9 protein-coding genes are annotated in these 12,188 nt (G+C 45.6%); all 9 read right to left on the reverse strand.

Annotated elements, in window-relative coordinates; all coding sequences use genetic code 11:
• Positions 1-990 precede the first annotated feature (990 nt).
• Positions 991-1,413, reverse strand: coding sequence for a hypothetical protein (locus ACZ48L_RS11655; protein WP_025792278.1), 423 nt, complete (start codon positions 1,411-1,413; stop codon positions 991-993).
• A 22-nt stretch (positions 1,414-1,435) separates the two neighbouring features.
• Complete coding sequence (locus ACZ48L_RS11660) at positions 1,436-2,722, reverse strand: zinc ribbon domain-containing protein (RefSeq protein WP_025792277.1); 1,287 nt, start codon at positions 2,720-2,722, stop codon at positions 1,436-1,438.
• 67 nt (positions 2,723-2,789) lie between these two features.
• Positions 2,790-3,497 carry a glycoside hydrolase family 25 protein gene (locus ACZ48L_RS11665; RefSeq protein ID WP_008822934.1) on the reverse strand — a complete coding sequence of 236 codons (708 nt, stop codon included), beginning with the start codon at positions 3,495-3,497 and terminating at the stop codon, positions 2,790-2,792.
• Between the two features lie 932 nt (positions 3,498-4,429).
• Entirely contained in the window at positions 4,430-4,882 is a 453-nt protein-coding gene (locus ACZ48L_RS11670; protein WP_025792274.1) for a YqaA family protein, read from the reverse strand.
• A complete protein-coding gene (locus ACZ48L_RS11675; RefSeq protein ID WP_464722058.1) occupies positions 4,855-5,799 on the reverse strand; it encodes a hypothetical protein in 945 nt (314 codons plus the stop codon). Before ACZ48L_RS11675 ends, ACZ48L_RS11670 begins: the two co-directional genes overlap by 28 nt.
• Before the next feature lie 89 nt (positions 5,800-5,888).
• A complete protein-coding gene (gene purD / locus ACZ48L_RS11680; protein ID WP_025792272.1) occupies positions 5,889-7,157 on the reverse strand; it encodes a phosphoribosylamine--glycine ligase in 1,269 nt (422 codons plus the stop codon).
• 140 nt (positions 7,158-7,297) lie between these two features.
• Positions 7,298-9,532, reverse strand: a complete 2,235-nt coding sequence (locus tag ACZ48L_RS11685; protein ID WP_464722079.1) for a S9 family peptidase — start codon at positions 9,530-9,532, stop codon at positions 7,298-7,300.
• Complete coding sequence (locus ACZ48L_RS11690; protein WP_025792270.1) at positions 9,522-11,054, reverse strand: THUMP domain-containing class I SAM-dependent RNA methyltransferase; 1,533 nt, start codon at positions 11,052-11,054, stop codon at positions 9,522-9,524. The genes ACZ48L_RS11685 and ACZ48L_RS11690 overlap by 11 nt, the downstream gene beginning before the upstream one ends.
• A 51-nt stretch (positions 11,055-11,105) precedes the next feature.
• Complete coding sequence (locus tag ACZ48L_RS11695; RefSeq protein ID WP_464722059.1) at positions 11,106-12,050, reverse strand: serine O-acetyltransferase; 945 nt, start codon at positions 12,048-12,050, stop codon at positions 11,106-11,108.
• Between the last annotated feature and the right edge of the window lie 138 nt (positions 12,051-12,188).

Consider the following 12,188-nt stretch of genomic DNA (forward strand, 5'->3'; position numbering starts at 1 on the left):
TTTTGTTATTCCTTGTTCATTGCAAAGCTTATAGCGATGAGTCTGAACAATGGACTTATTTAGGGGGGAATAATCCATGGTGAGTTGCGATAGTATTGCAACTCACCGCTTTTTTGTTGTTATTTCTTATGCTTTATAAGATTATTCCATGTTCTCTTTATTGTCATTTACTAATCATTGCACACTCATGTGCAATCTACTGTTTAATTCACAACAAAGTGAAGGATAATCTTTAGGTTATTTGCTTACAATCATCAAAAAAAAGCGATGACCTTCACAGGCGATCGCTTTATCTTTTGATAGGCATTAGTCTTCTAAGGTAAAAAGATTGTTTTCAGGATAACGATACAAAGATATGGTATTTTTTCGTTACACACAAACTTTATTTCGTCTTTTTTTCGTTGTTTTTTTTGTGTGCGAACACATTGTAACTCTTTGACTATCTGTCGTGTATGAGATAAAATTTTATTGATATTTTGCGCCTATTTTGCTCACTTTAGCTTCTGCTTTCTAGCTCTTTTGTACCTTACGATGGTGTAGATGGAGTAATGGGGTGGGGCTTCCTGGTATTTATTCTTTGGTGTTTTGCCTTTCACGTTTATAGTCTTTGCTATCCCAGTTCAGTGTCTATACCTATTTATATTTATAGTCATTGCTATCCCAGTTCGGTGTTTTGCCTTTCACGTTTATAGTCTTTGCAATCCTTGTGCAGTATCCTTGCCTTTCACGTTTATAGTCTTATCTAATCCTGTTTAGTATCTATACCTATTTATATTTATAATCTTTGCAATCCTTGTGCAGTATCCTTGCCTTTCACGTTTATAGTCTTATCTAATCCTGTTTAGTATCTATACCTATTTATATTTATAATCTCTGCTATCTCGGTGCAGTATCTTTGCCTTTCATGTTTATAGCCTTTGCAATCCTAGTTCTGTGTCTATACCTATTTATATTTATAGCCTTTGCTATCCTTGTGCAGCACATTGTCTGTCACGATTCCAGCTCTTTGTAGGAATGGCGCATGAAGTAATAGCATGTAGGAGTGATGAAGATAGCGAGTAAAGCCATGGCGCCAGTGAGGAAGAACGAACCCCATAGCAGGTCAACGTTATCAAGTATAGCGATGAGAGTGATGTATACGAGGTTGAAACCATTGGCAAACATGATTTCCAGAAAAGCCATTACAGCCCAGTGGTGATTGCTCCACCGCCATGTCAACAGACTGCTTACGAGATAGAAACCAGCGATAGGGCTGGCGTAGAGGAGCATCTCTCCGTCCACCAGCGCATGCAGATCAGCGTTTAAGAAAGCAATGATTGCCTGATTGATAATAACCAACAGAGCAACCATCACAAGGTTTATGCGTATGAAACCCTTGAATGGTTGCCCCCATTTAATAGTTCTTTTGCCCATAGGCATACGATTGTGTAAGCCCTTAACGCCAGTTTACTTGTGTTATTCTGTTGCCCTTGATCGTAGCAGAGATAACATAATTGCGTTTCGACTTACCACCTTGACGGTCGATATCCAGCGTTGCAGGAACCTTTACCTTCAGCTCTTCGTCGTTGTCACCCTCCTTTGTTACTTCAGCAGGTGAGCCCAGATGCCAGTTAATGGTCTTCACATCAGCCTGGTAAAGTTTGTCTTTCATATACTTCTGAATATCTTTTGCCGTTGCACCACCTGCTCCTAAGAAGTTCAGTTGTGATGCTACAGCCCCTGCAATCTTATCACTGCTCTTGCTGTTCATACCCTGCAACAACTGGCGCAGCACGCTAACCGCCTTTGATTTGTCACCTTCTGTTGCCGTATGTACAAGCAAAACCTTCAGTTTCTCGTCTGCTTCCTTGCTATGTGCACCATTTGGATGTTGTGCTTTATAGCCTAAGAAAGCGTCTTCGCTGCCCTTTGCCACTGCAGCAGCCCAGTCAATCTCGTCAATCTTAGCAAGTAATTCCTTGCGATGAGGCGTGTTAGGGTGCTTGGAGAGATATTCCTGATAAGCCTCCTTAGAGTTACTTGTCATCATGCTTGTCCACTCCTGCGTGTCATTCTGTAGCGAATTCAACCGTGCAGAGATACTGTCACGATGCGTTTTCGGTGCATCAGGATTGTTTTCCAGGTAATCCTGCAACACGGTTGGTTCATTACTGCCAATCGCCTGTGCGTAAGCATCCTGCTCTTCGTTGGTTCTGTTCTTGTTAACTCCCTGATTATAGAGGAACAACAGTATACCTGCCGTGATGATAGCGATGAGCAGTGAGATGGCAAGCGAGCTGTGACTGCGTTTCTGTTGCTTCTGTTTTTCGTCGTCGTCATGGTTCTTTACGACTCTTTCAGCAGCTGCTATGACCTCCTCATCGGCGTTATCGTCCATGATGAAGTCGGCATCCACCGTCTCTTCCTCGTCTTCATTCTCCTTCTGGGGAGCCTCTTCGTTGTCCGTTGGTTCGGTCATTACGACCTCCATTGGTATCTGTTCTTCAGTTGAATCAGCTGGTTCTACGGGTTTCTGCATGGGCTCTTCCTGTGAAGCTGACCCCATGTCATGGTGCCCTGTCTCCGTATGGTGGCAGTTCGGACACATCCCTTCCTCCTTGAGATAGAGCTCTCCACAGTTGGAACATTTGATGAGATGTCCGGCAATCTCTACGCCACAGCTTGGGCATACAGGTGCCTTATCGCTCACTTGATGGCCACATTCAGGACATTTAATTATCATTTTCTTTAGAGTATCTTATTCGTTAGTGTGATGGTTAAAAAAGTCTGATGATGCCAGACGGCGTGTCTTATCGCCGTCGTCGGTATCTTAGTTCGCGCATACTGTGCTTTCCCATGAGTCGGCTCTTGTCCACATAGCCGTTCACACCGTTGATTCTGCCTTTTCCGGTGTACTGCCATGCAAAGATGTCTCTGCCGTCCTGCAGCACGGGTTCGCGTGTTGTGTACTGCGCAATGAATAGTTTATATCCGTCCAATGCCCCACTGAGGTATCGGTCATAGAAGTTCGTGTAAGTGTAAACGAGCGGTCGTACACCGTATTCCTGCGTCATGAGCACGAGGAATTTCTGCAGACTGTCTCGTAAGTCCTCCCTGCTTAGTCCGCCCGTTGTCTCTATGTCGACCATAGGAATGAGGTCTTGATCCTGCGGACGGCACTGCATGCGGAAGTTCCTAAGCTGTTCTGCCTGTGGCTGAGCAGGCCGATAGAAGTGGTATGAACCCACGTTCATACCGTATCGTTGTGCTGCCTCGATGTTATCAAGGTAACGTTGGTCGATTCTTGAGCCTCCTTCTGAAGCTTTCAGATATACGTAATTAAGCTTATGGTTGCTGTTTTGAGCCACAGTCTCCCACCATACATCACCCTGATAATGACTCATATCCAGTCCGTGGATATGGCTGCAGGTGTCTTCACATTGTATGTTGTATTGTGCCTTTGCGTTGTTGAATGTGAGTAGACAAGTTATGATAATTAATATATATTTAATCTTCATACATGCAAAGTTACTGATTTCTATTGAAATAGAAGTAGTAAAGGTGGTTATATTTGGTTTTTTTAAGTCACTGGCAGCCTCTTCTTCATGAATAGGGTGGGTCGGGGGCGACGGGAATATGTGCTTTTTTGCCTCTGTTTCCGTAGGGAAGAGCGTGGGGGAAGAGTGATTAAATGCGGCTGAATGGTTATTTGTTATCCGTGATGAAATAACCTTACAAATATCAGAAGGGTGATGATTGCAAAATGAAGGATAATCGTGAGAAATCGTCTTTGTAACCTTCAAGATGTCAAGGGGTTATAAAGAGGCTTGTAAAAGGTGCCCTTTTGCGCTGCAAAACATGCCCTTTTACACATCAAAAGATGCCCTTTTGCAATGTAAAAGGGCGTCTTTTAGAAGGCAAAAGGGCGTAGATGGGGAAACGAAAGGGAAAGAACTTTACAAATAAAGCCTCCCCAACCCCCTCCGAAGGAGGGGATGTGAGAGGAAACGGTGGGATAAGAAAGGAGGGGATGTACCTGGCGGGAAACGGAATGATGTGTGTTGGGGATATAGAAGGGTGGAGAAGACGGAGTTATAGGGTATTTATCCATTCGCAAAAGTCAAAAGATTAGAATCCAAACTATTGGCTTATCACATTTAGATAGTCTGTTTGTCAATTTGTGAATACGTCAACTGAGCACATAACTCGTCTGCTTATCAACTTGTAAACACGTCAACTCAGACTTCTAATTTGAACATATAGAAAGATAAAAAAGCAATTCGGAAGAAAAAAAGGTAAACGCGAAAAACGGTAAAAAGCTGCTTTGAAGGGTAAAAAATAAAAGAGTAAAAAGGCAAAACGGTGTGCCCAATTACTCTTTATAGGATGTAACCAAGTTGGTTATGTCGTGTAAACACGCTGGTTCTATGATGAAAACACGTGCAATGTGTCATGTAAAAATGCCTGTACCCCATATGATGATGGCGTAACGGATGGCTTTTCCGATGGTCATACTGAGGATGGTGATGACGATATTGGCACGTGTCAAACCCAAAACGACGGTGATAGCACTACCGATGATGGGCAGAAAAGCAAAGAATCCCATCCATGAGCCACGGCCCGACATGAACCGTTGGGCACGATCAAGCGACTTCTGACTCACATGGAAGTAACGTTGTAACCACTCCAACTTGCCCATTCTGCCTAAACCATAGTTGATTAAGCCGCCCAAGACATTACCCGTTGTACCATAGATGAGCAGGAGAACGGGGTCGAGTCCGCTTGCTATCAGACCCACCAATACCACCTCACTGCTGAAAGGGAGTACACTTCCGGCAAGCAAAGCCGAGAGAAACATACCCCAATAGCCGTAGTCTAAAAGGATGTGTGTAAGAAAATCCATAAGTTATAGAGCGTTATGAGGATGGCAGAGACTGATAGAATCTTGAACATCCAGTTTGTTATCCTTCCGTGTGTCAGTGCAAAGAAATGGGCTATGAGAGGTGCCGCGGCAACAATCAGTACGCCGATAAGGGCATCATAATGCTGTGGTTGCAGGAAAAGAAAGGCTGTTGCAATAAGGAAGATATTGATGAAAACCTGATAAAAGAGTCGGGTTCGGATACTGTCACTTCGCTTCTGGTCGAGGAAATGGATGATACCTATCAGTCCACAAAGCAACACATAAACCAAGAGTATTATCCTGTTGGGTGTCAGTATGGTTAGGTCGAAGGGATTACCGAACACTGCCAGCTCGCAGAAATGGTCTATGAAGGTCATCAGGTCGCCCCTCATGGCAAGGTAAGCGGTGTAGAACCAATAGGGAAGAATGATGCCTAAGAGGGATGCAACGAAGTTCCGAAGACTCATCGAGAGCAGGTTTACACGCATGATAAGCCACAGGAAGGGGAGGAAGAAAAGCACTTGTACCCATTCAATGCTTGCCGCCCCGATACAAAGGAAGGCATAAAACGTGTGTCCGGGAGACTGAATGTCCTGGTAAGAACGGAAGGCGAGGGTGTAAAACCCAACGAATCCGAGCATGACAAACGCCATCTGGTGGGACGGAAACAGGAAGACGGGTATGGTTGCCATTACAGCAAAGGCACAAGAAACCATCCTGCTATAGATGCGGATGAGGGCATTGGCATTGTTCAACTCCACCATCAGATAGGTTGAAAGGAGCGCAGTGCCGCCTGATAGGACGACGTTTCGGGTGTGTAATGCCGCTATTAACCAAACAATAAAAGCCGTTGACACTACTATGGATAGTGTCCAACGGCTTTCGGATATCCTGTTTTGTATTCTTTTCTTTTGCATAATCGTAAGCGGGATGTGGCTGCTCACGGTGTCATCTGCCCTCTGCAGACCCTCAGCAGTGTGCCCATCCCGTAGTCAGAGAGCACTCTCTATAGGTCCTGACCAATGTCTCTTCTGAAGTATTTATCCTTAAAATCAATCTTCTGTGCGGCATCAAAGCTCTTGCTCAGTGCCTCTTCTTTGTTGCTTCCATAGGAAGAAACGGCGATGACACGCCCTCCTGCGGTGACAATGTTACCGTCTTTGAGAGCTGTGCCACTATGGAAGACAACGGAATCTGTTACGTTTTCAATGCCAGTGATGGGGTAACCCTTGGCGTATTTCTCTGGGTAACCACCGCTGACGAGCATCACACAGACGGCAGAACGACTGTCGAATTCCACCTTCCGGTCGTTGAGATTGCCTTCTGCAACCCCTTCGAAGAGGTCGACAAGGTCGCTCTTCAGGCGGAGCATGACGCTTTCTGTCTCCGGATCGCCCATGCGACAGTTGTATTCGATGACCATTGGCTCGCCTTCTACATTGATAAGACCGAAGAAAATGAAGCCTTTGTAATCGATGTTCTCGGCTTTCAATCCCTCAACAGTAGGTCGGATGATGCGGTCTTCCACCTTCTTCATCCACTCTTTCGTGGCAAAAGGAACGGGAGTAACGCTGCCCATGCCACCCGTGTTGAGCCCTGTGTCATGCTCACCGATGCGCTTATAGTCCTTAGCCTCAGGCAGAATCTGATAATGAGAACCATCCGTCAGGACGAAAACAGAGCATTCTATGCCAGAAAGGAACTCCTCTATGACGACTTTAGCAGACGCATTGCCAAACATTCCACCCAGCATCTCACGCAATTCGTGCTTTGCCTCTTCCAGAGTTGGTAGGATAAGAACGCCCTTTCCGGCTGCCAGTCCGTCCGCTTTCAGTACGTATGGCGCCTTCAAAGTCTCTAAAAAGCGCATTCCTTCTTCGATGGTTGTACCGTCAAAGGTCTCGTAAGCAGCTGTAGGAATGCCATGTCGCTTCATGAAAGCCTTGGCAAAGTCCTTCGAACCTTCCAATACAGCACCTGCTTTCGATGGTCCGATGACAGGGATTGTGGCTGTGCGAGCATCTTCCTTGAAGGCATCATAGATACCATTTACCAATGGATCTTCCGGTCCAACGACCACCATGTCGACCTTCTCCTTGATGGTAAAGTCCTTGAGACGGTCGAATTCGTTTACACCAATGGCTATATTCTCGCCAACTTCAGCCGTTCCAGCGTTTCCTGGAGCGATGAATAGCTTGCTACACTTCGCACTTTGTGCGATCTTCCATGCTAAGGCGTGCTCTCTGCCGCCGCTTCCTAAAAGCAGTATTTTCATAAATCGTCGTCCCAACCCTCTGACATGAAGGTGTACAGGCTTACTGTACGTGGGTTGTTATATTGTTGTTAATATTAAGATGTGTCTTTGTTCGTAATGTCTGGCGGGGTACGGAACACCGCCAGACAGTCTTTGATTGACTATTCAGCCTTCTTTTCTGCAGGTGCAGAGAGCGGCTTGAGATAGTCCTCGAAGTACTGAGTGATACGGTCATGCAGGTGTACACTCTGATGACCACGCATGTTATGCGGCTCACCCGGATAGACAAAGAAGTCGGGTTGTGTACCAGCTGCGATGCAAGCCTTGAGGAATGAGTAGGCATGCTGTGGTACTACGACAGGGTCATTCAGCCCGATGATGATCTGAAGCTTACCCTTCAGATCCTTAGCCTTGGGCAGAAGAGAGGTCTGAGCATAGCCTTCTGGATTGGTCTGTGGGGTATCCATGTAACGTTCTCCATACATAACCTCATACCATTTCCAGTCAATTACTGGTCCACCAGCCACTGCTACCTTGAAGACATCAGGATAATTGGTGATAAGAGAGATTGTCATGAAACCGCCAAAGGACCATCCGTGTACGCCAATACGGTTCTGATCAACGTATGGAAGAGACTTAAGATACTTCACACCTTCCATCTGATCCTTCATTTCCTGTTGTCCAAGATGGCGGAAAGTAGCCTGTTCGAAAGCCTTTCCACGGTTATCACTGCCTCTGTTGTCCAATATGAAGAGTAAATAACCTTTCTGTGCCATGTATGTTTCCCATCCTCTTGAGCCCCAATGCCACGTTGCATCTACGTTATGAGCATGTGGTCCGCCATATACATAGATAACTGTTGGGTACTTCTTTGTAGGGTCGAAGTCGACAGGTTTCACCATTCTCCAGTAGAGATCGGTCGTTCCGTCAGCTGCTTTGATGGTTCCATTGCTGTATTCAGGCACCTTATATCCCTTCCAAGGGTCTGGAGCCGTGAAATAATGATGGCGTTGTGGCTTCGTGTTCAGTGTGATGAACTCGTAAGCATGGGGCACTGTAGGCTCGCTGTAACTGTCAATCAGTGCATCGCCAGCCGCATTGAGGCGTGCATAATGGTATCCCTTGCCATTGTCAAGGAGTGTTCTCTTGCCCGAATTGACGTCAACCATCCACGTGTTACGCTGTATTGGGTTGCATTCACTGGATGCATAGACGATGCTTTTCAGCTTTTTGTTGAAGCCCAAGACGTCTAATACAACCCATTTTCCGCTTGTTAACTGTTTGATCTGGCGTCCTTCTTTATCGAAAAGATAGATGTGATTGTAGCCATCCTTCTGAGTTTGCAGGATGAACTGGTCCTTGTTCCATGGTAAGAACTGGATAGGATGAAGTGGTTCAACGAACTTCTCATCCGTCTCATGGTACAGTTCTTTCAGCTTAGCACCTGTTGTTGCATCGTAAGAAACCAGTCTGCAATCGTTCTGATCACGGTTTACTTCAAACATATAGATGGTCTTCTCATCTGGACTCCATGCTATATTCGTGAAGTAACGGTCGGTAGGATCACCTGCTTGGAGGTAGATTGTCTTGCCAGTTGACAGGTCATAGACACCCACAGTGACCTTGTGTGAGGTCTCTCCTGCCATAGGATATTTGATAGGATCAGCCTTTGCAGCACGTGATTCGCCCTTGGCTGGCTTCCAATCAAGCTCTGGAATGTCAACAAGTGGATAGTCATTAACCATGCTTTGGTCCATGCGGTAGAAGGCAAGACGGTTGCCTTTCGGACTCCAGAAGAGTCCTCCGTTGATACCAAACTCATCCCTGTGGACGCTTTGTCCATAGACAATATCACGTGAACCATCCTTTGTCAGCTGATGATCTGTGCCGTTTGGGTCGGTAACATAGAGCTGATGATCCAGAACATAAGCCGTTGCCGCCGATGATTGGTTCCAATCACGAGCCTGTGTGTTCTGCTTTCGCTCCTGTTTCTTCTCTGTTTTATGAGTCTTGAAGTTGACAAATATATCCTCATGACCGTTCTGTACAAGTGCAATAGGGCGGTCAGCATATGGGAATTCAACGTTGTAAAGGTGGCGGATCTTATCCTCTGATGCCGTCAAACCAGCCCATTCATTGATGTCATCGAGGGTGAATAGTTTTGTTTCTTTGCCATTGGCAGGGTCAATCAGTGAGCAACTGTTAAGCTCCTGGCGCACAGGCTTGCTGCCCCACCACGTCAGATAGCGTGCCTCAGGGCGCATACTGTAGAAGTTTTTACCACCAAAGTTCAGGTCTTCGAGCGTAAATTGTTTCTGTGCCATACTATTAGTAGGACTGAAAAGTCCCGTAAGAGCAAGGAGCCCTACGAGACTAATAAAAGGTTTAATCTTCATCATGATATATGTTTTTGTTACGGAATCCTCCGCGTTTGTTAGCCTTATCAAAGCGTTTGCCACCAAACTTACGGTCGTCATCACGGCTGAAAGAGCGCCGATTGTCTCGTCCTTCCTTGTTCCATTTGCCGTTACGTCTGTCGTCATGTCTATCATCATTGCGGTCGAAGCGTGGCTTTCTGCCACCCCGATCATCACGGAATTTACTTCCAGAGAGTCTGTTTCGCTCTAAACTATGGAACGTAAAGGAGCGTATATCAGCCTCTGCATTCTCTTCATTCTCGTCAAGTCGCTTCTTAAAGTCGCGTTCTTTCTTGAACCGATGCTTCTGTGCCATCTCCTTTTTCTCCTCTTCTGTCTTGATGATGCCGCCCTCTTGGCGGAATTCTTTCATCTTTCCATCAAAGAGTTGATAGCGTCTGAACTCACATTCCAGCGATCCGTTGTATACAGGAATCTTGATACTGGGCTTCAATCCAATCTGTCTGAAGCACTCTTCACGGTAGGATAGGATCCAAGCTTCGTTTCCCATGAACTCATGTTTGAGTCTTTCACCTATCATTTTATATGTTCCAAGGAGGTTAGGAGTGGATATTCTCTCGCCATAAGGAGGGTTCATGATGATGATACTCTTCTCTTTTGGCTGTGTAAAGTCCTTGAAATCCTGCTGTTCGATGGTCACATAACGTGAGAAACCAGCTGCAGCGACATTCATTCGGGCTGTGTTGACAGCTTTCATATCCGTGTCGTAGCCATAGATATGGTGTGTAAACTCACGTTCCTGTGAGTCATCATTATATATACTGTCGAACAAATCCTGATCAAAGTCAGGCCATTTCTCGAATGCGAACTCCTTGCGGAACACGCCAGGGGATATGTTTCGTGCTATGAGAGCAGCCTCAATGGGTAGCGTACCAGACCCACACATAGGGTCAATGAAGTCTGTTTCACCCTTCCAACCCGTCATTAGAATCATTCCTGCAGCCAGAACCTCATTCAAAGGAGCCTCTACGCTTTCCTGACGGTAGCCCCTGCGGTGCAGAGATTCCCCACTTGAGTCGAGTGAAAGGGTAGCATTGTCTTCAGCAACGTGTATGTTCAGGCGAATATCTGGGTTACTAACAGAGATATTTGGGCGTTCTCCGGTGTTCTCACGGAACTGATCAACGATGGCATCCTTCACCTTATATGTTACGAAACGTGAGTTCGTGAATTCTTCTGAGTACACTACTGAGTCCACAGAGAAGGTCTTTCCCTTCAGAATATACTTACTCCAATCAATCTTCTTCACCTCCTCATACATGTCTTCAGCACTGCGTGCCTTGAAGTGTGCGATAGGTTTCAGAACGCGGATAGCGGTATGTAACTGGAAGTTTGCCCTATACATCATCTCCTTGTCGCCAGTGAATGATACCATTCTGCGACCGATCTGTACGTTGTTTGCTCCTAATTGTGTCAGCTCTTTGGCCAAGACTTGCTCCAAGCCCATGAAGGTCTTGGCGATGAGTTCAAATTCTTGCATTAATGTTTTATTTTATTTGGATAGGCATTTGTTAGTAAAATACGGTGTATTTCATATGCCTCCGCCATAATCATAGTTAATATCGAGGATATCGGTTTTGTTCTGTTTGTATTTTTTCGACCGTGGTTTCATGTCCCGTGTCACCCAAACATTGGCGCCAATGACAGCCCCTTTGCCTATGGTGATACGTCCTAAGATCGTTGCATTGGCGTATACAATGACGTTATCTTCCAATATTGGATGGCGTGGAATACCCTTGATAGGCTTTCCTTCCTTATCTAATGGGAAGCTTTTTGCCCCGAGTGTCACACCCTGATAGAGCTTTACATGATTGCCAATGACGCATGTAGCCCCGATAACGACGCCCGTCCCATGGTCAATAGTGAAGTGTGTTCCGATGGTTGCAGCCGGATGAATGTCTATTCCAGTCTCAGAATGTGCCATTTCGGTGATCATTCTTGGGATGAGTGGTACGTTTTCCAGCACTAATTCATGTGCCAATCGGTAGTTTGTGAGTGCTTTGATGGCTGGATAACAGTCTATTACTTCCCCCAGATTGGCTGCCGCCGGGTCACCATCAAAGGCTGCCTGCACATCAGTTGACAGTATCTTGCGCAGTTTAGGTAGCTTTAGGATGATGTTTTCAGCAATCCTTTCTGCCTCTTCCTGTAGGCAACAGCGTGTGTCAGCAGCATTGGCGCAGTGGCAATCCTCGTTGAAACAGAGTCCAGCCATCACCTGTCTGCAGAGCAGTTTGTACAGCCTTTCCGTGTCAACTCCTATGCGATACCTTATGGTTTGTATGTTTACGGATGTCATTCCATAGAATCCTGGGAAGAGAATAGAGCGTGTCAACTCAATAATCTCTTCCAATTCCTTTGACGAAGGAAGTGGATCTCCATCACGATGTTCATGGAAGAGCCCTTGAAGTGTTTGTGGTTTGGAAAGCTCATCCACTGTTTTGGTGAGTTGCTGAGTGAAGTTCTGGCTACTCATTGACTATTATATAAAATATATAACTACTCTGCAAAGATAATGATTATTATTGGATATTTGTGTTTTCGTTCGGGAAAAATGTACTAATTTTGCAGTTACTTCCACTAAGGAAACGTATTTAGGTGATAACATTCATAG

It is taken from the genome of Prevotella histicola (assembly GCF_055385135.1).

Excerpts from the sequence above, each read along its gene's own strand:
- ACZ48L_RS11655 (WP_025792278.1), bottom strand. The coding sequence starts at position 1,413 with ATGGGCAAAAGAACTATTAAATGGGGGCAACCATTCAAGGGTTTCATA.
- ACZ48L_RS11660 (WP_025792277.1), bottom strand. The coding sequence starts at position 2,722 with ATGATAATTAAATGTCCTGAATGTGGCCATCAAGTGAGCGATAAGGCA.
- ACZ48L_RS11665 (WP_008822934.1), bottom strand. The coding sequence starts at position 3,497 with ATGAAGATTAAATATATATTAATTATCATAACTTGTCTACTCACATTC.
- ACZ48L_RS11670 (WP_025792274.1), bottom strand. The coding sequence starts at position 4,882 with ATGGATTTTCTTACACACATCCTTTTAGACTACGGCTATTGGGGTATG.
- ACZ48L_RS11675 (WP_464722058.1), bottom strand. The coding sequence starts at position 5,799 with ATGCAAAAGAAAAGAATACAAAACAGGATATCCGAAAGCCGTTGGACA.
- purD (WP_025792272.1), bottom strand. The coding sequence starts at position 7,157 with ATGAAAATACTGCTTTTAGGAAGCGGCGGCAGAGAGCACGCCTTAGCA.
- ACZ48L_RS11685 (WP_464722079.1), bottom strand. The coding sequence starts at position 9,532 with ATGAAGATTAAACCTTTTATTAGTCTCGTAGGGCTCCTTGCTCTTACG.
- ACZ48L_RS11690 (WP_025792270.1), bottom strand. The coding sequence starts at position 11,054 with ATGCAAGAATTTGAACTCATCGCCAAGACCTTCATGGGCTTGGAGCAA.
- ACZ48L_RS11695 (WP_464722059.1), bottom strand. The coding sequence starts at position 12,050 with ATGAGTAGCCAGAACTTCACTCAGCAACTCACCAAAACAGTGGATGAG.